Raw genomic sequence first — 20037 nt, 5'->3', positions numbered from 1 at the left:
TGATTTACCTGCGGGCAGAAAGACGCGGCCGCCGCCGCCGGTCAGCCGGCGGCGGCGGTGGAGGTTCGCGGATCAGGCCAGGTTGGACGAGCGGGGGTACGCGTCGGCCGGGTCGGTCAGCACGTTGACCAGGTACGGCACGCCGGCGTCGAACGCCCGGGTCAGGGCGGGACCGAGATCGGCCGCCTTCTCCACGGTCTCGCCCGCACCGCCGAGCGCCTCGGCCACCTTGTCGTAGCGCAGGCCCGGCTGGAGGTCGGCCGCGACGTCGTAGCCGTACATGGCGCGCATCGGGTGCTTCTCCAGCCCCCAGATGCCGTTGTTGCCGACCACGATGACGACCGGCAGCTGCTGCCGGACCAGGGACTCCACGTCCATCAGCGAGAAGCCGGCGGCGCCGTCGCCCATCAGGACGCAGATCTGCCGGTCGGGGTGGCTGACCCGGGCCCCCATCGCGTAGCCCATGCCGGTGCCGAGGCAGCCGTACGGGCCGGGGTCGAGCCAGGTGCCGGGCTGCGCCGGCTCCAGGTAGCGGCCGGCGTACGAGACGAAGTCGCCACCGTCGCCGACGGTGATCGCGTCGGCGGCGAGGACCTTGCGCAGCTCGCCGTAGACCCGGGCGGGCCGGATCGGGTCGCTGTCGGCGGCCATCTCCTCGGCGTCGCGGGCCTTCGCGGCGTCCTCGGCGACCCGCAGCTGGGCGACCCAGTCGGCGTGGTCGGCCCGGTCGCCGGGGTGCTCGGCCAGCGCGGTGAGGATGAGTCGCAGGTCACCGGCGGGGCTGGCGGCTGGCTGCACGTGCCCGGCGCGCTGGCTGGGCGCGTCCACGATGTGCACCACCTGGGCGTCGCCGAAGTCGCCGAAGCCGAGCCGGAAGTCCAGCGGGGTGCCGATGACCACCACCACGTCGGCGTTCTTGAGGCCGACCCGGCGGGCCTTGGCGAAGGCGAGCGGGTGCTCGGGCGGCAGCGCGCCACGGCCCATGCCGTTGGTGAAGACCGGTACCTGCAACGCCTCGGCGGCGGCCCGCAGGGCGTCGATCGCGTCCCCGGCGTACACGTCGGAGCCGGCGATGATGACCGGCCGGCTGGCGGCCGCGATCAGGCCGGCGGCCCGGGCGACCTCGTCCGGGTCGGCCTCGGTCGGCGCGACCGGGGAGACCTGCGGCAGCTCGGCGTCGCCGACCGAGAAGACCGCCTCGAGCGGGAAGTCGAGGAAGACGGGGCCGCGGTGCGGGGTGAGCGCGGCGGTGAGGGCCGCCGTCACGGCCCGCGGGATGTCGTCGGCGCTGAACACCGTCTCGGCGTGCTTGGTGACCGGGGCGACCAGCGGCAGGTGGTCCATCTCCTGGAGGCTGCCGGAGCCCCAGCGGAACTGCGGCGCCCGGCCGCCCAACACCAGCACCGGGGAGGCGTTGAAGAAGGCGCTGGTCAGCCCGGAGACGCCGTTGGTGACACCAGGGCCGGCGGTGAGCACGGCCAGACCGGGCCGGCGCTGGAGCTTGGCCACCGCCTCGGCCGCGAACACGGCGGACTGCTCGTGCCGCACGTCGTAGATCGGGAAGTCCGTCTTGTGCGCGGCGTCGTAGAGCGGGAAGACGTGCCCGCCGGAGAGGGTGAACATCTCCCGTACGCCGTGCGCGCGCAGCGCCGCCAGCGCGAGCTCTCCGCCGTGGCCCTCGACCCGTTCCGTCATCGCCGCTCCCCTCGTCACAGATGCGGAGTCACACGCTACTGGCCGGTAGGAAGAATGTGAACCGCTCTCGGGTCGGCGGCGTGGTGCGCCGCCGACCCGACCGGTCTCAGCGGCCGGTGAAGTCCGGCTTGCGCTTCTCCACGAACGCGGCCATGCCCTCGCGCCGGTCGTCGGTGGCGAAGAGCGCCGCGAAGAGCTGACTCTCCCAGGCCAAACCCGAGTTGAGGTCCATGTCCAGGCCGGCGTCCACGGCCAGCTTGGCCGCCCGCAGGGCCTGCACGGGGCCGGTCAGGTACGGCTGCACCAGGGCGACCGCGGCGTCGTAGACCTCGGCGGCCGGGACGACCCGGTCGGCCAGGCCGATCCGCAGCGCCTCCTGGGCGTCCACCATCCGGCCCGACATGATCAGGTCCTTGGCCCGCGCCGGGCCGACGAGTCGGGCCAGCCGCTGGGTGCCGCCGGCGCCGGGGATGATGCCGAGCTTGATCTCGGGCTGGCCGAGCTTGGCGTCCTCGGCCACGATCCGCCAGTCGCAGGCGAGGGCGAGCTCGCAGCCGCCGCCGAGGGCGTACCCGGTGATCGCGGCGACCACCGGCTTCGGGATCCGCGCGATCGCGCCCAGCGCGCTGGAGAGGTCGGCCGCCCGCTCCGCCATGTCCACGTAGGACATGTCGGCCATCTCCTTGATGTCCGCGCCGGCGGCGAAGACCTTCTCCCCGCCGTACACGATGACCGCTCGCACCTGGTTGTCGGCGGTGGCGGCGGCCGCGGCGGCGCGCAGCTCCTCCTGCACCTGGGTGTTGAGCGCGTTCATCGGCGGCCGCGCCAGGCGGATGGTGCCGATGCCGTCCTTGGTTTCCAGCCGAACGAACTCGCTCACGCTGCCCTCACTTCCTCGTCGAAGTCGCGTGCCAACCTTACGACCCGGGTCGTTGGGGTAAGTAGTCTGGTGTCCGCCCCGCCACCGGGAGTCAGGCCATGATCACGTACTACGACGACAAGTCGGTGCAGGTCACCTCCACCGCCGTACGGGTGGACGGTCGGACGTTCCCGCTCGCGGAAATCAGCATGGTGTGGCACCGCCGGGGCAGCCGCTCCTGGCGGGTGCTAGCCGGGCGGGGGGCCATCGGAGCCGCACTCGCCGGGCCGCTGGTGGCCGCCGTGCTCGGCGTCGGACTGGCGATCTGGCTGCACCGCTCGCCGGTCGTGACGCTCGCCATCGTCGGCGCCTCGGTGCTGGTCGGGCTCGGGGTCGGGCCGCTCGCCGACTTCCTCTTCGAGCACCTCGACCGGTCGTACGCCCGGGGCAGCCGGCAGCTGGAGATGTGGGCCCGCTGGCGCGGCCAGCCGGTACGCCTGCTCCGCACCGGTGACGCGCTGCGTTTCGGGCAGATCTACCGGGCGGTGCAGCGGGCGATGGAGAGCGGGCAGGCGCCGCGGCGGCGTCAGAACTCGATCGGCGCGTCGGACAGCATCGCCAGGCCGCGCAGCAGGCCGTAGAGGTCCTGCTCGCCCCAGAACTGGACGATCCTGCCGCCGGCCAGCCGGTACATCTTGCAGGCACTCTGCACCGCGGTGGCACCCGTCGCGTCCCGCCGATACGTCTGCGCCATTGAGACGACCACCCGGTCCTCGGCCGCGAACATCTCGAGGATCTCCTGGTCGAGCACGGTCAGCCCGGGCGAGGAGACGGCCTGCTCGGGGTAGTGCCGCCCCTGTACCTCGACACCGGAGCCGTAGATCCGCACGTCCTCGGCGACCACCTTCCGCAGCTCGCCCAGGTCCCTGGTGACGAACGTCCGCAGGTACCGCCGGACGACCTCGATGTTGCGCTCCTGCTCGCTCTCCCCCATGCCCGCCGACGCTACGCCGCCGACCGGGCCCGCGCCGTCGGGTGCTGGGGCGGGCCGGGCCGGGCCGGGGTGGCCGACCGGCGCCACCGGTCCGCCAGCCGCCACGGCGCCTCACTCTCCGCACCCTCGGCCGAGACCGACCACACCCGCACCGCCGCCTTTGCTCTGCTGCAGCGGAGGCAACAGTTACCGGCCGCAACCGCCCGACGCCGGGCACCGGACGCGTCCGCCCTGGTCAAGCGGGGTGTTGCGGGGAGGGCAGCAGAGCAAAGGCGGGAAGCCTCCCACCGCAGGCTCGGCCGACCGTCACCGACCGTGAGGGCGACCGTCAGTCACCGACGGCAACGGGACGCGGGGCGCCCTGCTCGGCCCACGACATCCGCGCCTGGCGGCCCCGGCGAGGGCGAGGGCGACCCGCAGCGGACCGGCGCGGAGTCAGCCGCGGCCACAACGTCCCGGTTATTGACGAACCGACGGCCAGGGGCGCCACCCCGACCGGCGCCGCAAGCTCGGTCGCGACGCCGGCCGACCCGTCCGGCCCCGGCGCCCACGCCCCCGGGTACGTCGACATCACCGTCAACGCGGCCGGGCGGTCCTTCTCGGCCCGCATCTACTACCCGCCACCGCCGCCGGCAGCGGTCAGCCGGGTGGTCGACCACCAGCGGCCGATCTACGCGGCGGGCCGCCGGCCAAGCAGCTCCGCATCATCAAGGGCGGCTTCCACTGCGGCTTCATGGACAGCGGCTCGTTCTTCTGCGACAGCGGCGCGATCAGCCGGGCCACCCAGTTGCTGCTCAGCAAGCGGCTCCCACCGAGTGGTTCCTGCTCTACCTGGCCGGGGACACGACGTACGACGAGGCGGTGTGGGGCGCGCCCGCGCAGACCGACCGGCAGGTCAGCTTCGAGGGCGTGCGCTGAACCGGGTCGACGGAGCCGCCGGGCGGACGTGACGAGGACCGCCCGTCGCCGCCCGGCGGCGCTGGCCTAGCCGACGCACACTGGTTGACATGGCGATTCCCCTCCCCCGCCCCGGCGACGTCGTCGGGCGCACCCGTTCCGCTCTGGACCAGGCGTTCGGCTCGGCCGCCTCGTTCGCCGCCGTGCCGGCCCGCGCCTTCGCGGTGCTCGACGGGGTGGAGGCGCTGCTGCACCGGATCAACGGGGTGGTGGACCGGATCGAGGGCACCCTGGACCGGACCGACCGGGTGCTCACCGACGCCGAGGCGGCGGTCCACGAGGTGGCGGTGATCAGCGCCGCCGCCACCACCGCGATCGAGAACGCCACCGAGGTGGCCGCGGCGGCCGCCGTGGTGGTGGGCGAGGCCGAGCAGGTCTCCGCCGCGGCCGGCGTGGTGGTCGGGGAGGCGGAACAGGTGGCCCGGGCGGCCGGCACGGTGGTCGCCGAGGCGGACGCGGTGGCCGGGCGGGCGGCCGGCACCGTCATCGTGGCGGAAAAGGCCGCGGGCACCGCCGCCGAGCTGCTGGCCGCGTACGAGCCGGCGCTGCGGCGGGCGGCACCGATGGCGACCCGGTTCGTCGAGCAGCTCAGCCACGAGGAGGTGACGGCGGCGATCCGGCTCGTCGACGAGCTGCCCAAGCTCAAGGAGCACCTGACCGCGGACATCCTGCCGATCCTCGCCACGCTGGACCGGGTCGGCCCGGACCTGCACGACCTGCTCGACGTCACCCGGGACCTCAAGCTCGCGGTCGCCGGCATCCCGGGTCTCGGCATGCTGCGGCGTCGCGGCGAGCGGCTCACCGACGAGCCGACCGAGTGAGCTGCCGGGCGTACGGCGACGCCCGACGGACCGCGCCCACCCGGCCGGTCAGCAGTCGCAGACGACGGCGGACCGGGGCGCGGTGAGCTCGTCCACCTGCCGGCGGACCATCCCGCCCGGGGTGACCACCGGCAGCCCTTCCCGCGCCCAGTACTCGAACCCGCCGATCATCTCCTTGACCGGATAGCCGAGCCGGGCGAACTCCAGCGCCGCCCGTGTGGCGCCGTTGCAGCCGGGCCCCCAGCAGTACGTCACCACGGCCGAACCGGGCGGCACCAGGTCCCCGACCCGACTCGCGATCTCGATGGTGGGCAGGTGCACGGCACCCGGGAGGTGACCCTGTCGCCATGCCGCGATGCCCCGGGAGTCGACGACCACCAGCCCGGGCGTAGCCGCCTCCAGGGCGGCGTGCACGTCGCTGACGTCGGTCTCGAAGCTGAGGCGGGCGCGGAAGTGGGCGGCGGCGGTCGCCGGGTCGGCCGGCGGTACGGAGAACGTCATGTCTCCGATCCTCGGGTCCGGGACGGCCGTCGAGGAGTGGCGGGAACGACGTTCTCCGCTAACATCCCGCCATGGCCCCCGCCGACCGGTCCGTCGCCGTCCTCGCCTTCCCGGGCATGTCGGTCTTCGAGACCGGGATCGTGACCGAGGTGTTCGGGCTGCCCCGCCCCGAGCTCGCCGTCGACTGGTACCGGCTGACCGTCTGCGCCGAACTCCCCGGGCCGGTGCCGGTCGTCGGGGGCGCCAGCCTGCACACCCCGTACGGCCTGGACACCCTCGCCGAGGCCGGCACGGTGATCCTGCCCGGGGTGCCGGACGTGGCCGCGGACCCGTCTCCGGAGCTGGTCACGGCCCTGCGCCGGGCGCACCGCCGGGGCGCCCGGCTGATGTCGATCTGCTCCGGTGCGTTCGCGCTGGCCGGCGCGGGCCTGCTCGACGGCCGACGGGCGACCACCCACTGGCGGTACGCGGACCTGCTGGCCCGGCGCCACCCCGCCGTGACCGTCGACCCCGACGTGCTCTATCTCGACGACGGCGACATCCTCACCAGCGCAGGCAGCGCGGCCGGCCTCGACCTCTGCGTGCACGTGATCCGCCGCGACTTCGGCGCGGCGATCGCGAACGCGGTGGCCCGCCGGCTGGTGATCCCGCCGCACCGGGACGGTGGGCAGGCGCAGTTCATCGAGGCGCCGGTGAGCGTCGACCCGGACGACGCCCGGATCGCCGCCAGCATGGCGTGGGCGGTGACCCACCTGGCCGAACCGATGACCGTGGAGACGCTGGCCCGGCAGGCGCACATGTCGGCCCGCAGCTACCTGCGGCACTTCGCCCGCGCCACCGGGACCAGCCCGATCCGCTGGCTGATCGACCAGCGGGTGCGGGCCAGCCTGTCCCTGCTGGAGACGACCGACGCCGGGGTGGAGGAGATCGCCGCGGCGGTCGGCTTCGACAGCCCGGTCACCTACCGGCACCACTTCGGACGCGCCATGCGCACCTCGCCGTCGGCGTACCGGCGGGCCTTCCGGACCGGCGCGGCGTAGCGGCCGGTCAGGCGGGTGGGGCGTACAGCTCGTCGATCTCGTACCGGCGGGGCAGCGCCACCGAGGCGCCGAGTCGCCGTACGCAGGCCGCCCCGGCAGCCGCCGCCCAGTGCACCGCCTCGAGCAGGTCCCGCCCCTCGCCCCAGGCCACGGCGAGCGCGGCGGTGAAGGCGTCCCCCGCGGCGGTGGAGTCGACCACGTCCACCTTCACCGCCGGCACGTGCACGGCGGCGCCGTCCCGGTCGACGTACCAGGCGCCCTCGCCACCGAGGGTCAGCACCGCGCGCGGCACCAGGGCGAGCAGCGCCCCCGGGTCGTCCCGGCCGCGGCCGGTGAGCGCGTTCGCCTCGCCCTCGTTCACCACCAACAGGTCCACGGCGGCGAGCAGGTCGGCCGGCACCTGCCGGGCCGGCGCCGCGTTGAGGACCACCCGGGTGCCGGCGGCGCGGGCGGCGACCGCCGCCTCGGTCACCGTCTCGACCGGCACCTCCAGCTGGGCGACCAGCACGTCCGCCTCGCGTACGGCCGCCAGCTCGCCCTCGGTGAGCCCGGTGAACGCGCCGTTGGCGCCGGGGATCACCAGGATCGCGTTCTCCCCGTCGGCGTTGACCATCACCAGGGCCACCCCGGAGGCCCCGTAGACCACCCGGAGCTGGCCGGTGTCCACCCCGGCGGCGGTGATCCGGGCCTTGAGGGTGACCCCGAAGGCGTCCGAGCCGATCGCACCGAGGAAGGCGCAGGAGGCGCCGGCGCGGGCCGCGGCGATCGCCTGGTTGGCGCCCTTGCCGCCGGGGAGCATGACGAAATCGCTGCCGAGCACCGTCTCGCCCGGCCGGGGCAGGGCGGGCGCCATGCCGATCAGGTCCATGTTGGCGCTGCCCACCACGACAACCCGGGTCTGCGGCATGACGACTCCTTTCCGCCTCAGGCGGCGCGGGCGGTCCAGCGGTCGCCGGAACGCTCCACGACCAGCGGGAGGCCGAAGGTCTTCGACAGGTTGTCGGCGGTCAGGGTGTCGGCGAGCAGCCCCTGTGCCACCACACCGCCCTCCCGCAGCAGCAGCGCGTGGGTGAAGCCGGGCGGGATCTCCTCGACGTGGTGGGTGACCAGGACTAGGGCCGGGGCGTCCGGGTCGTACGCCAGATCGGCCAGCCGGGTCACCAGGTCCTCACGGCCGCCGAGGTCGAGCCCCGCGGCCGGCTCGTCGAGCAGTAGCAGCTCGGGGTCGGTCATCAGCGCCCGGGCGATCTGCACCCGCTTGCGTTCCCCCTCCGAGAGCGTCCCGTACCCGCGGTCGGCGAGGTGCCCGATGCCGAGCTGGCCGAGCAGGGCGCGGGCCCGCGCCTCGTCGGTGCGGTCGTAGCTCTCCCGCCAGCGGCCCACCACCGACCACGCCGCGGTCACCACCACGTCGCTCACCCGCTCGTCGGCGGGGATCCGCTCGGCCAGCGCGGCGGTGGAGAGGCCGATCCGCATCCGCAGCTCGTTGACGTCGGTGCGGCCGATCCGCTCGCCGAGCACGTGCGCGGTGCCGGTGGTCGGGTGCAGCCGACCGGCGGCCAGGTTGAGCAGTGTTGTCTTTCCGGCACCGTTCGGCCCGAGCACCACCCAGCGCTCGTCCAGCTCGACCCGCCAGTCGACGTCGTGCAGCAGCGCGGTGCCGGAACGCTTGACGCCCACCCCGTCGAGGCTGACCACCAGATCCGCGTCCACGGTCGAGGGGGCGGCAGGGGCGCCGGCGGCGCCGGGGATCAGGTCACCAGTCACCGGTCCATCCAATCACGCACGGCGTGCGGTGCCCCCCACGGGCGGCGCTGCCGCCATAGGGTGAGGCGCCGTGTCGTTGGTCACCTATTCCGGAGGATGGTCCATGCCCTGTCAGGAGCCGCGCGGATGAGCGCGGTCATCGAGATCGACGGCCTCCGCAAGACGTTCCACACCCTGCGCCAGGGGCGCCGGGTCGCCGTCGACGGCTTCGATCTGCTGGTCGAGGCCGGGCAGATCCACGGCTTCCTCGGGCCGAACGGCTCGGGCAAGACCACCACGCTGCGCGCACTGCTCGGGCTGGTGCGGGCCGACGGCGGCCGGATGAGCGTGCTGGGGGCGCCGGCGCCGGCGCGGCTGTCCGAGGTCGCCGGCCGGGTGGGCGCGATCGTGGAGAGCCCGCAGTTCTTCGGCAACTTCACCGCCCACCGCACGCTGCGGCTGCTCGCCCTGGCCGGCGGCGTGCCGACCAGCCGGGTCGACGAGGTGCTGGAGCAGGTCGGCCTGCGGGACCGGGGCGACGAGCGGGTCAAGGGCTACTCACTCGGCATGAAGCAGCGGCTGGCGGTGGCGTCGGCGCTGCTCAAGAGCCCGGAGCTGCTGATCCTGGACGAGCCGGCGAACGGGCTGGACCCGGCGGGCATCCGGGAGATGCGCGACCTCATGCGGTCGCTCGCCGCGACCGGCGTGACCGTGCTGCTCTCCAGCCACATCCTGGCCGAGATCCAGCTGATCTGCGACCACGTGACGATCATTTCCCGGGGCCGTCGGGTGGCGGCGGGCCGGGTGGACGAGGTGCTCGCGGGCTTCGACCAGCACGAGTTCCAGGTCCGGGTGGCGGAGCCGGAGCGCGCGGCGGAGCTGCTGCGCGGGCGCGGGCTGTCGGTGACCGATCACCCCGACCACCTGGTGGTCGCCGGGGTGGACGAACCGGAGCTGATCACCCGAACGCTGGGCGAGCAGGGTCTCTGGGTACGCGAGCTGGTCCCGCTCCGGCCGGACCTGGAGAGCGTCTTCCTGGAGCTGACCGGGACGATGCCGCATCCGACGGTGCCGCGCCAGGTGGACGACTCGGCGCTGCCCGCGCCGGACGGCGCGCTGATCGAGCTGAACGCGCGGGAGAACCGGGAGGTGGACGCGTGAACCTGGTCCGTGCCGAGGTGGAGCGGCTGAGCGCACGCCGCTTCGTGCAGCTCATGGTGGTGCTGCTGCTCCTGGCGTTCGCGGTCACGGCGGCGACCACGCTGGCCGGGTCGCACCGGCCGACCGTCGCCGAGAAGAGCAACGCCCAGGCCCAGGCGGCCGCGCAGCTGCGCAGCATGGAGGAGGCGCACGACCGGTGCCTCCGGATCAAGGCCGGGGAGATCTCGCCCGAGGAGAGCGACTACGTCCCCGCGGACTGCCTCGAGATCGACCCGGCGCAGATGGAACGGTTGCCGGTGGCGTCGGACTTCCTCAACGGGGTGTTCACCTTCTCCGCCGAGGCCCGACCGTTGCTCTACTTCCTCATCGCCTTCCTGGTCCTCTTCGGGTTCCTGGTCGGCGCCTCCTACATCGGAGCGGATCTCAACTCCGGTGGGGTGGTCAACCTGCTGCTGTGGCGGCCGCGTCGGTTGGCGGTGCTCGGCACCAAGCTGGGCACGCTGCTCGGCGCGCTGCTGGTGCTCTCCGCGGTGGCGTCGGCGGCGTACCTGGCCGCGTTCTGGCTGATCGCCGAGAGGGCGGGGATGCCGGGGCGGCTCGACGGGGAGTTCTGGCGGTCGCTGGGCGCCACGTACGGGCGCGGGCTGGTGCTGGTGCTGCTGGGCGCCACGCTCGGGTTCGCGCTCGCCACGCTGGGCCGGCACACCGCGGCGGCGCTGGGCACCGTGGCGGCGTACCTGGTGGTCTGGGAGGGGGGCGCCCGGGTGGTGCTACAGATCCTCGACGCGGCCCGTCCGGACCGGTGGATGATCTCCAGCTACGTGGCCGCGTGGCTCACCGGTGAGGCCGGGTTCTGGGACAACCATGCCTGCCGGGGCGACACGGCCGGCTTCTGCGACGGCTTCTACACGATGAGCTGGCGGCCGGGGCTGGTGGTGCTGCTCGGCCTGACGGCGGTGCTGGTGGTGGCCGCGTTCACCGCGTTCCGCCGCCGCGACTTGATCTGACCGGTCGACGGCCGAGGGCCCGGGTGCGGCAAGACCTTGCAGCACCCGGGCCTTTGGTGAAACATTCCTTCACGTGGTGGCAGACGGAGGCGGATCGGCGCGCGGCCGCTCAGCCGACCGTCGAGCCGAAGACCTCGTCGCGGACCGCGTCCAGCGCGGTCCGCAGCGCGCCCCGCAGGATCGGCTCCTCGGTGAGCCCGGTCGGCACCACCCGCGGACGGACCAGCGTGATCGCCGCGACCTCGTGCTGCACCCGCTCGGCCAGCGCCACCCCACCGGCCCGCCCCACCTCGCCGGCCAGCACCACCAGCGGCGGGTCGAGGACCACGCAGGTGCTGGCCACGCCGAGGGCCAGCCGGCGGGCCAGCTCGTCCAGCATCGGCCCACCTTCGGTACCGGCGGCGATGGCGGCGCGCACCGCGTCGGCCGCGGTGTCGGCGGTGAAACCGTGCTCGGCGGCCAGCGCGCGGACCGCGTCCGCCCCGGCGAGCTGCTGGAAGGCCGGCTTGGCCCGCTTGGAGACGTCCCGCGGGATCGGCACCCCGGGCACCGGCAGGTATCCGATCTCACCGGCCGCGCCGCTGCTGCCGTGGTGCAGCCGGCGGCCGAGCATGATGGCCAGACCGACGCCGGCGTCCACCCAGACCAGGACGAAGTCCGAAACCCCCTGCGCGGCGCCGGACTGCGCCTCGGCGACCGCGGCGAGGTTGACGTCGTTCTCGAAGACCACCGGGGTGTGCAGGTCCTCGCGGAGCGCGGCGAGCAGGCCGCTGTGCCAGCGCGGCAGGTTGAACGCGAAGGTGATGTCCCCGGTCCCCGGGTCGACCAGGCCGGGGGTGCCCAGCACCACCCGTCGTACACTCGACAGCTCCGCGCCGGCGCTGCTCGCCGCCTGCACCACGGCGTTGTGCACCACGCCCACCGGGTCGTCGGTGTCCCGGGTGGACTGCTCGACCCGGCCGATCACCGCCCCGGTGATGTCCGCGCAGGCCGCCACCACCCGCTCGGCGCCGACGTCCACGCCGACGACGTGGGCGCTGCCCGGCCGGACGGCGTAGAGCTGGGCGTTCGGGCCCCGCCCGCCGGCCTGCTCGCCGACCCGGGTGACCAGCCCCCGCTCCTCCAGCCGTTCGACCAGCTGGGAGGCGGTGACCTTGGAGAGTCCCGTCAGCTCGCCGAGCCGGGCCCGGGTGAGCGGCCCCTGCTCGAGGAGGAGTTCCAGCGCCGCGCGGTCGTTGAGCGCCCGCAACAGGCGGGGGGTACCGGGCAGCCGGGTCGCACTCATGCCACGTCCTCTATTTTCAGTAAACTTTGCTAACAACTAAAAGACCTGCAGACGGGTGCCCGCTAGCGTATCGGCCACCCGGAACCGGAGTCGTCGGCCGACCCGACAGCGACGCCCTCCGGGACGTCGCCTCCGGTGCGACACTCGTGCCGTTCCGGCACCGAAAGGGGAAACACGTGGGGCTGGATCCAGGACTCCGCCGGCTCGCGCTCGGCACGCTGCTCGCCGCGTACCCGGGGCCGGTCCCGCCCGACTGGGCCGTGGACCTGCTGACCGACGGGCTCGCCGGGCACACCCTGTTCGGCACCAACATCCACGACCCGGCCCAGGTGGCGGCGAGCACCGAGGCCCTGCGCGCCGGCCGCCCGGACGTCATCATCGCGATCGACGAGGAGGGTGGCGACGTCACCCGGCTCGCCCACGCCACCGGCAGCCCGTACCCGGGCAACGCGGCGCTGGGCGCGGTCGACGACCTCGGGCTCACCCGCCAGGTCTACGCGGCCATCGGCGCCGAGCTGGCCGCCCTCGGCATCACCATCGACCTGGCCCCTACCGTGGACGTCAACACCGCGGACGAAAACCCGGTCATCGGCACCCGCTCGTTCGGGGCCGACCCGGCCCGGGTGGCCGCCCACTCGGCCGCCGCGGTGGCCGGCCTCCAGTCCGCCGGCGTGGCGGCCTGCGCCAAGCACTTCCCCGGCCACGGCGCGACCGTCGCCGACTCCCACTACGAACTGCCCACCGTCGACGTGTCGCCGGCCGTGCTGCGCGAGCGGGACCTGCCGCCGTTCGCCGCGGTCGTCGACGCCGGGGTCCGGGCGATCATGACGGCCCACATCCGGGTGCCGCCCCTGACCGGGGACGGCCCGGCCACCTTCAGTCGGGCGGTCCTGGTCGACCTGCTCCGCGTCGAGTACGGCTTCACCGGCACGGTGATCACCGACGCTCTGGAGATGAAGGGCGCGGCGCTGGCCGCCGGCGGGGTCGGCCCCGCCGCCGTCCGGGCCCTCGCCGCCGGCGCGGACCTGCTCTGCATCGGCGCCAAGGTCGACGCCGACCTGGTCGAGCAGGTCGCCGCCGAGATCGTCGAGGCGCTCAGCGACGGCCGGCTGGACCGGGCCCGGGTCGAGGAGGCCGCCGGCCGGGCCGCCGACCTCGCCGGTTGGACCCGGGCCGCCGGCCCGCCGACCCCGGTCACCGAGCGACTCGGGTACGCCGCCGCGCTCCGCGCGATCCGCGTCGAGGGGGACGTGACCGAATTGACCCGGCCCCTCGTCGTCCAACTGCACGCCGCCTCCACCATCGCTGAGGGGCGGGTGCCGTGGGGGCTGGGCCCGCACCTGGCCGACGCCGAGGAGGTCCGGGCGGTGGCCGGCGAGACCGACCCGGAGGCGCTGCGGCGGCTTGCCGGGGACCGGCCGATCGTGCTGGTCGGGCGGCACCTGCACCGGCTACCGGGCGGACCCGAACTGGTCGAGGCGCTGGCCGCCCGGCACCCGGTGACCGTGGTGGAGATGGGCTGGCCCGGGCGCTGGCGGCCGGCCAACGCCCGCGCGTTCGTCACCACGTACGGTGCCAGCCACGCCAACGGCCGGGCGGCGGCCGAGGTGCTCGGCCTGGCCGACTGAGCGGCTGGTCTGAGCGGGCCTGATTGCGGGTAAGCGCAGGGGATGAGCACCACCGATTCCTGGCTGCGCGCCCTGGCCGACCTCACCGCCCGGTCGCACCGGCAGCCGCCGGACGCGCTGGCGACCGGGGTGAACGCGGCGCTGCGCGACCTCGGAGTCACGGTCACCACCTACCTGGTGGACGTCGAGCAGGACATGTTGCGTCCGCTGCCCGAGCCCGGCCGGCCGCTGCCCGATCCGCTGCCGATCGACGCCAGCCTGCCCGGCCGCGCCTACACCGAGGTGCGGGTGCGCGCCGGGCAGGACGGCCGGCTCTGGGTGCCGGTGGTGAACGGCACCGACCGGCTGGGCCTGCTGGAGGTCTTCCTGCCAGCCGACCTCGACCCCGACGACGAGGCGGTCCGCGACGGCTGCCGCCTGATCTCCGGGCTGGTCGGCCACCTGATCACCGCCAAGACGGCCTACGGCGACGGCCTCCATTCGGTCCGTCGGAGCCGACCGATGGCGGTCTCCGCGGAGCTGCTCTGGCATCTGCTGCCACCGCTGACCTTCGCCACCGACACCGTGGCGGTCAGCGGCATCCTCGAGCCCTGCTACGAGGTGGGCGGGGACGCCTTCGACTACGCGCTGGACGGCACGACCCTGGCCCTCGCCATCCTGGACGGGGTCGGGCACGGCCTGCCGGCGGTGCTCACCACCTCCGTGGCGATCTCCGCGCTCCGCGCGGCCCGGCGTACCGGCACGGACCTGCCCGAGCTGCCCGGGGCGGTCGACGCGGCCCTGCGCAGCCAGTGGACGGACGGCCGGTTCGTCACCGGCGTGCTGGCCACCTTCGACATCGACAGCGGCCGGCTGCGCTACGTCAACGCCGGGCATCCCGCCCCGGTGCTGCTGCGCCGCGGCCGGGCGGTACGCGCGCTGACCGGTGGACGGCGCCTCCCGCTCGGCCTGACCGGCGGTGGTCCCGGCGAGGTGGCCGAGATCCGGTTGGAGCCGGGCGACCGGCTGCTGCTGCACACCGACGGGGTGACCGAGGCCCGGAACGCGGCCGGGGAGATGTTCGGCCTGCCCCGGCTGGCCGACCTGGCCGAGCGGCACATCGGGTCGGGCCTGCCCGCCCCGGAGACGCTGCGCCGGTTGAGCCGGGCGGTGGCGGCGCACCGGGGCACCGCGTCCTGGGACGACGCCACGGTGGTGCTGGTGGAGTGGTCCGGGGAGGCGGCGGCGCGGGTCGAGCCCTGAGCAGGGTCAGCGGAGCCGGCGCCAGCCCGGCTCGACGCTGGAGGTCCCGTCGGCGTCGCCGCCGGGCAGGCCGAGCAGGGTGTCCACCGCGGTGATCCGCAGCACCCGGGCCACCAGCGGTCGCGGGTTGGCGACCCGCAGGCTGGCGCCCCGGCCGACCGCCTCGGCGGCGCCGCGGAGCAGGGCGGCGACGCCGGTCGAGTCGAGGAACGGAACCTCGGCGAGATCGACCACGATCTCCACCACCCCGGGTCGGTCGAGGACGGCCTGCAGCGCCTGTTCCACCCGGCGGACGCTGGCCATGTCGATGTCGCCGAGGGGGGCCAGGACGAAGCGCCCGGGCTCCACCTCCCGCGTACCGACCTGCATGACCACCCTCCCGAGCTCCCGCGGCGGCCGCCCGTCGCCGAGGCGACCATACCCGGCCGGCGGGCCAACCGCGTACGGGCGACGTCGAACGGTCGTGTCCCGGGGACCCGGGCCGCTGGCGGAGAGCCGAAATAGCCCGAGGGCATCTTGCCCGCGAGCTCATCGACACCTAGCGTTACCCCTGTTGGACCTGGGGAGAAGCCGCGGACCGTGGATCCGACCCCGGATCCACGGTCCGCGCGGCTCGGTCAGCGTGGTGCCGGCACCCGCCCCTCCGGGTCAGCCAGCCGGGCGTCTGCCTCCGTCTCGTCGGCCGGCACCCCGTGCGCGTCCTCCTCGTCGAGCATGGTGACCTCGTCGAACGGGTCGTCCCCGCGCAGCACCGCCGCCGCCCGGTCCCGGTCGAACTCGCCGGTCCAGGTGCCGACCAGCACGGTGGCGACCGCGTTGCCGGCGAAGTTGGTCAGCGCCCGGGCCTCGGACATGAACCGGTCGATGCCGACGATCAGGCCGACGCCGTCGACCAGGTCGGGCCGGTGCGACTGGAGGCCGCCGGCCAGGGTGGCCAGGCCGGCGCCGGTCACGCCGGCGGCACCCTTGGAGGCGATGACCATGAACGCCAGCAGGCCGATCTGCTCGCCGATCGACATCGGCTTGCCCAGCGCGTCGGCGATGAACAGCGACGCCATGGTCAGGTAGATCGCCGTGCCGTCGAGGTTGAACGAGTAGCCGGTCGGCACCGTGATGCCGACGACCGGGCGGCTCACCCCGACGTGCTGCATCTTGGCGATCAGCCGGGGCAGCGCGGACTCCGACGACGAGGTCGACAGGATCAGCAGGAACTCCCGCCCGAGGTAGCCCAGCAGCTTGAAGATCGAGATGCGAGCGACGAACCAGAGCAGCGCGCCGAGCACCACGAAGACGAAGATCAGGCAGGTGGCGTAGAAGCCGAGCATGACCTGGGCCAGGCTTTTCAGCGCGTCCACGCCGGTGGCGCCGACCACGGCGGCGATCGCGCCGAACGCGCCGATCGGGGCCAGCCACATGATCATCGCCAGCACCTTGAAGACCACTCGCTGCAGCGCGGCGATCGCGTTGATCACCGGCTCGCCCCGGCGGCCCAGGCTCTGCACGGCGAACCCGACCAGCAGGGCGATGAGGAGCGCCTGGAGCACATCCCCCTCGGTGAGCGCCGAGAAGAGCGTGGTCGGGATGATGCCGAGCAGGAAGTCGACCGTCCCCTCGGACTCGCCGCCGGCCGCCTTCTGCCCCGCCCCGGCGAGGGCGTCGTTGAGGTGCAGGCCCGAGCCGGGGTGGATGAGGTTGCCCACCACCAGGCCGATCGCGAGCGCCACCGTCGACATGGTGAGGAAGTACGCGAGCGCCAGGCCGCCGACCTTGCCCACCTGGGCGGCCTTGCGTACCGAGCCGACGCCGAGCACGATCGTGCAGAAGATCACCGGCCCGATCATCATCTTGATCAGGTTGACGAAGCCGGTGCCGAGCGGCTTCAGCGACTCCCCGAAGTCCGGGAAGAGCAGACCGACGGCGATGCCGGCCAGCACGGCCACGATGACCGCCAGGTAGAGGAAGCGGGTCCGGTCCCGCCGGCGAGCCGGCTCGGCGACCGTGTCCGCGCCCGGCGGCTCCCCGCCGTCGGCGGCCACGGCGCGTGGACGCTTCGCGGGCTCGAAATCCGGTGCACGGTGCTCAGCCATGCCGGCACCCCTACCCAGGCCCGTCGGCCGGCTAAACGGCCGCGGGTCAGCTCGGATAGACCCCGTACGACGTCCAGCCCCGGTCCGGGAAGCCGGCCGCCTCGGCCACTCGGGCCGAGGCGGGGTTGTCGAAAGCGTGCAGGTAGGTCGGAACGGCACCCTCGTCGAGCACCCGGCGGGCCGCCTGGGCGACCAGCCGCCGGGCCAGCCCCCGCCCCCGCGCCTCTCGGACGGTGCCGACCGCCAGCTCGTGGCCGTACGCGTCGTGCCGCTTGATCCCCGCCCCGGCCAGGTAGCGCCCGTCGGCGTCCCGCACCACCAGCACGGGGCGGCTGAAGAAGCGGAGCCAGGGCGGCAGCCCGGGGTCGGTGGGCGGGGTCCACTCCCCCACCTCTGGCAACCGGGCGGGGGCGACGCTCCAGCGGAAGACGCTGCCGTGGGCGGGCCAACCAGGCTTGCCGACCGCTGCCGGTAGGAACGGCAGCAGCTCCTCGATCGGACGACCGCACGCCAAGGCCCGCACCGCCGCCACCCGGTCGGGTGGGACGGACAGAATGCTGCAATCGGGAGCGGCGACCGCGACGGCGGGACGAAGCCGGCCGTCCCAGGCCGGTCGCGGCCGCCGGTTCGAGCTCACCACGTGCAGCCCCGGACCGGCCGGCCACTGCCCCAGCCAGCTCGCCAGGTGCAGGTACAACCGCCGGTCGAGCACCGGGGCCACCTCCTCACCTGCCGACCGTCCGCGAGCGCCGTCGATCACGGTACGCCGGGCCGGTCGACCGGGCGGGCCGGATCAGCGGCTGCGGCGGGATCCGCATCGGCCGGAGGCTGACGCCGTCACGGCCGGTCCGTAAGAACCTCGCAATAGATCAACAAGCCCGCCCGTCGTTACGCTGGGCGGACGACGGGGAGGTACGCGGTGGCGCAGCGGGTGCTGGTGGTCGACGACGACCGGACGGTCAGCGACGTCGTCTGCCGGTACCTGGAGCACGCCGGCTACCAGGTCGACCACGTCGGCGACGGGGCGGCCGCGCTCACCGCCGTGGCCCGGCGACCGCCGCACCTGGTGGTGCTCGACCTGATGCTGCCGGTGCTGGACGGGCTGGAGGTCTGTCGGCGGCTGCGGGAGCGGCCGGACGGCGTACCGATCATCATGCTGACCGCACGCGGCGACGAGGCGGACCGGATCCTCGGCCTGCAACTGGGCGCGGACGACTACCTGAGCAAGCCCTTCTCCCCGCGCGAGCTGGTGCTACGGGTGCGCTCGGTGCTGCGCCGGGCCGGCGGCGAGCCGGTCGGCGCGCCGACGGAGGTGCTCCGCGACGCCGGCCTGGAGCTGGAGATTGGGTCCCGGGTGGCCCGGCTGCACGGCCGCGAGCTGACCCTCACCCTGCGCGAGTTCGACCTGCTGGCGCACCTGATGCGCCACCCGGCGCGGGCGTTCCGCCGGGCGGAGCTGCTGGACCGGGTCTGGGGGTGGAGCTTCGGCGACCAGTCGACGGTGACCGTCCACGTGCGCCGGCTGCGGGAGAAGATCGAGGCCGACCCGGCGAACCCCCGACGGATCGTGACGGTCTGGGGCGTCGGCTACCGGTACGAGCCGGCCGATGCGTGACCTGGCGCTGATCTTCGGGGCGGCGCTCGCCGCGGCGCTCTGCGTCGGGCTGGTGGGCGCGCTGGTGCTGCGGCTGCTGCGCGGCCGGTCGATCACCGTGCACATCTTCGTGCTGCTGACCATGACGGTGACCGCGGTGGTGGCCGGCGTCGCGGTGATCGCCGAGGCGATGTTCCTCTCCCCGCACGACCTGGAGGTGGTGCTGATCACCGTCTCCGCCGCGGCCGCGGTGAGCCTCGCGGTCGGCTGGCTCTTCGGTCGGCGGCTGGCCGCCGCGGCAATCTGGGCGGACCAGGCCCGGGACCGCGAGCGGCGGATCGAGAAGGGCCGGCGGGACCTGGTCGCCTGGGTCTCGCACGACCTGCGGACGCCCCTGGCCGGGCTGCGGGCGATGGCCGAGGCGCTGGAGGACCGGGTGGTTCGCGACCCGGAGACGGTCGACGAGTACCACCGCCGGATCCGGGTGGAGACCGACCGGATGACCCGGCTGGTCGACGACCTGTTCGAGCTGTCCCGGATCAACGCGGGCGCGTTGCGGCTGTCCATGTCGGCGGTGCCGCTCGGCGATGTGGTCTCCGACGCCCTGGCCGGCACGGCGCCGCTGGCCGCGGCCCGGCGGATCCGGCTGGTCGCCGCCGAGTCGGGCTGGCCGACGGTCACCGCCAGTGAGCCGGAGCTGGCCCGGGTGGTGGGCAACCTGCTGCTGAACGCGGTCCGCTACACGCCGGAGGACGGCACCGTCCGGGTGGAGGCGGGCCGGGACTCGGACAGCGCCTGGCTGGCGGTGGCGGACACCTGTGGCGGCATCCCCGAGTCCGATCTGCCCCGCCTCTTCGACGTGGCGTTCCGGGGCGAGCCGGCGCGTACTCCCCGGCCGGGCAACGGTGGCGGGGAGGGGTCAGGCGGTCTGGGGCTGGCGATCGTGCGCGGGCTGATTGAGGCGCACGGCGGGCGGGTAGACGTACAGAACATCGCCGATGGGTGCCGGTTCGTGGTTCGGTTGCCGGCGGCGGGAACCTGAGCCATCGATTCCGCGTCATATCTATTTCCATACATGTACAACTTTCTCTGGGACGGTAATGGTCATGCCGAATCAGCCGAATGACCGGTACCAGCAGGACACCGAGCGGAGCTGGCGGGCCGTCGAGGCCGCCGGGCGGTTCCCGGCGCAGCCCGCCTACCGGGAGGCTCGGGCCGACTCGCCGCTCTCCTGGGCCGAGCTGAACGCGCTGCCGGCCGGCGCCTCCACCCGGCGCGGCCTCAACGCCCGCTGATCCGCCCGGCAGGTACGCGGGACGAAAGCGGCGACACACCCGGACGCTCCAGCCGGGGCTTTCGCACACGTGTCGGGTAGCGTCTCCTGGTCCGAAATCACGGCCTACGACAGGAGAAGCTCCGC

Annotated in this window: 20 protein-coding genes; 10 read left to right on the top strand and 10 right to left on the bottom strand. The window is 74.2% G+C overall.

Annotation, left to right across the window (positions count from 1 at the left end):
• Window positions 1–72: 72 nt before the first annotated feature.
• Together DKL51_RS14300 and DKL51_RS14295 are read right to left on the bottom strand one after the other, a co-directional pair.
• Window positions 73–1695 carry an acetolactate synthase gene (locus DKL51_RS14300; protein WP_124812152.1) on the bottom strand — a complete coding sequence of 541 codons (1623 nt, stop codon included), beginning with the start codon at window positions 1693–1695 and terminating at the stop codon, window positions 73–75.
• Between the two features lie 106 nt (window positions 1696–1801).
• Window positions 1802–2575 carry an enoyl-CoA hydratase-related protein gene (locus tag DKL51_RS14295; protein ID WP_124812151.1) on the bottom strand — a complete coding sequence of 258 codons (774 nt, stop codon included), beginning with the start codon at window positions 2573–2575 and terminating at the stop codon, window positions 1802–1804.
• Window positions 2576–2673: 98 nt separating this feature from the next.
• On the opposite strand from DKL51_RS14295, the gene DKL51_RS14290 reads away from it, so the two are divergent.
• A complete protein-coding gene (locus tag DKL51_RS14290) occupies window positions 2674–3195 on the top strand; it encodes a DUF6232 family protein (RefSeq protein ID WP_124812150.1) in 522 nt (173 codons plus the stop codon).
• Here the strand turns inward: DKL51_RS14290 and DKL51_RS14285 are convergent.
• Entirely contained in the window at window positions 3141–3548 is a 408-nt protein-coding gene (locus DKL51_RS14285; protein ID WP_124812149.1) for a nuclear transport factor 2 family protein, read from the bottom strand. The genes DKL51_RS14290 and DKL51_RS14285 overlap by 55 nt on opposite strands.
• A gap of 1007 nt (window positions 3549–4555) precedes the next feature.
• Here DKL51_RS14285 and DKL51_RS14280 point away from each other — a divergent pair.
• Window positions 4556–5326, top strand: coding sequence for a hypothetical protein (locus tag DKL51_RS14280; protein ID WP_124812148.1), 771 nt, complete (start codon window positions 4556–4558; stop codon window positions 5324–5326).
• Window positions 5327–5374: 48 nt separating this feature from the next.
• On the opposite strand, the gene DKL51_RS14275 is transcribed toward DKL51_RS14280, so the two are convergent.
• The gene (locus DKL51_RS14275; RefSeq protein WP_124812147.1) at window positions 5375–5827 is read right to left on the bottom strand and encodes a rhodanese-like domain-containing protein; all 453 of its coding nucleotides are present in this window, start codon (window positions 5825–5827) and stop codon (window positions 5375–5377) included.
• 71 nt (window positions 5828–5898) lie between these two features.
• On the opposite strand from DKL51_RS14275, the gene DKL51_RS14270 reads away from it, so the two are divergent.
• Window positions 5899–6867 (top strand): helix-turn-helix domain-containing protein, encoded by a 969-nt coding sequence (locus DKL51_RS14270; protein ID WP_124812146.1) that lies wholly within the window; start codon window positions 5899–5901, stop codon window positions 6865–6867.
• Between the two features lie 7 nt (window positions 6868–6874).
• On the opposite strand, the gene DKL51_RS14265 is transcribed toward DKL51_RS14270, so the two are convergent.
• Both DKL51_RS14265 and DKL51_RS14260 read right to left on the bottom strand, forming a co-directional pair.
• Entirely contained in the window at window positions 6875–7774 is a 900-nt protein-coding gene (locus DKL51_RS14265) for a ribokinase (RefSeq protein ID WP_124812145.1), read from the bottom strand.
• A gap of 17 nt (window positions 7775–7791) precedes the next feature.
• A complete protein-coding gene (locus DKL51_RS14260) occupies window positions 7792–8634 on the bottom strand; it encodes an ABC transporter ATP-binding protein (RefSeq protein WP_109944183.1) in 843 nt (280 codons plus the stop codon).
• A 126-nt stretch (window positions 8635–8760) separates the two neighbouring features.
• On the opposite strand from DKL51_RS14260, the gene DKL51_RS14255 reads away from it, so the two are divergent.
• Together DKL51_RS14255 and DKL51_RS14250 are read left to right on the top strand one after the other, a co-directional pair.
• Entirely contained in the window at window positions 8761–9774 is a 1014-nt protein-coding gene (locus DKL51_RS14255; RefSeq protein WP_109944184.1) for an ABC transporter ATP-binding protein, read from the top strand.
• Complete coding sequence (locus DKL51_RS14250) at window positions 9771–10781, top strand: DUF2705 family protein (RefSeq protein ID WP_124812144.1); 1011 nt, start codon at window positions 9771–9773, stop codon at window positions 10779–10781. The genes DKL51_RS14255 and DKL51_RS14250 overlap by 4 nt, the downstream gene beginning before the upstream one ends.
• A gap of 109 nt (window positions 10782–10890) precedes the next feature.
• On the opposite strand, the gene DKL51_RS14245 is transcribed toward DKL51_RS14250, so the two are convergent.
• Complete coding sequence (locus tag DKL51_RS14245) at window positions 10891–12066, bottom strand: ROK family transcriptional regulator (protein ID WP_109944186.1); 1176 nt, start codon at window positions 12064–12066, stop codon at window positions 10891–10893.
• 176 nt (window positions 12067–12242) lie between these two features.
• On the opposite strand from DKL51_RS14245, the gene DKL51_RS14240 reads away from it, so the two are divergent.
• Together DKL51_RS14240 and DKL51_RS14235 are read left to right on the top strand one after the other, a co-directional pair.
• A complete protein-coding gene (locus DKL51_RS14240; protein WP_124812143.1) occupies window positions 12243–13694 on the top strand; it encodes a glycoside hydrolase family 3 N-terminal domain-containing protein in 1452 nt (483 codons plus the stop codon).
• A 42-nt stretch (window positions 13695–13736) separates the two neighbouring features.
• The gene (locus DKL51_RS14235) at window positions 13737–14936 is read left to right on the top strand and encodes a PP2C family protein-serine/threonine phosphatase (RefSeq protein ID WP_124812142.1); all 1200 of its coding nucleotides are present in this window, start codon (window positions 13737–13739) and stop codon (window positions 14934–14936) included.
• 6 nt (window positions 14937–14942) lie between these two features.
• Here the strand turns inward: DKL51_RS14235 and DKL51_RS14230 are convergent, their stop codons facing one another.
• The 3 genes from DKL51_RS14230 to DKL51_RS14220 form a co-directional block, all read right to left on the bottom strand.
• Entirely contained in the window at window positions 14943–15305 is a 363-nt protein-coding gene (locus DKL51_RS14230) for an STAS domain-containing protein (protein ID WP_109966108.1), read from the bottom strand.
• A 248-nt stretch (window positions 15306–15553) separates the two neighbouring features.
• Complete coding sequence (locus DKL51_RS14225) at window positions 15554–17023, bottom strand: cation:dicarboxylate symporter family transporter (protein ID WP_109966107.1); 1470 nt, start codon at window positions 17021–17023, stop codon at window positions 15554–15556.
• 46 nt (window positions 17024–17069) lie between these two features.
• The gene (locus DKL51_RS14220; protein ID WP_124812158.1) at window positions 17070–17735 is read right to left on the bottom strand and encodes a GNAT family N-acetyltransferase; all 666 of its coding nucleotides are present in this window, start codon (window positions 17733–17735) and stop codon (window positions 17070–17072) included.
• A gap of 207 nt (window positions 17736–17942) precedes the next feature.
• Here DKL51_RS14220 and DKL51_RS14215 point away from each other — a divergent pair, with 207 nt between their 5' ends.
• From DKL51_RS14215 to DKL51_RS14205, 3 genes are all read left to right on the top strand, one after another.
• Complete coding sequence (locus DKL51_RS14215) at window positions 17943–18638, top strand: response regulator transcription factor (RefSeq protein WP_124812141.1); 696 nt, start codon at window positions 17943–17945, stop codon at window positions 18636–18638.
• Entirely contained in the window at window positions 18631–19659 is a 1029-nt protein-coding gene (locus tag DKL51_RS14210; RefSeq protein WP_109944192.1) for a sensor histidine kinase, read from the top strand. The genes DKL51_RS14215 and DKL51_RS14210 overlap by 8 nt, the downstream gene beginning before the upstream one ends.
• Window positions 19660–19723: 64 nt before the next feature.
• The gene (locus DKL51_RS14205; protein WP_109944213.1) at window positions 19724–19912 is read left to right on the top strand and encodes a DNA repair protein; all 189 of its coding nucleotides are present in this window, start codon (window positions 19724–19726) and stop codon (window positions 19910–19912) included.
• Window positions 19913–20037 lie beyond the last annotated feature (125 nt).

This window comes from Micromonospora globispora (genome assembly GCF_003857015.1).
GTDB classification, from domain to species: Bacteria; Actinomycetota; Actinomycetes; order Mycobacteriales; family Micromonosporaceae; genus Micromonospora; species Micromonospora globispora.
The sequence above is the reverse complement of the archived record's forward strand: the minus strand, read 5'-3'. Positions and strand labels throughout refer to the sequence as shown.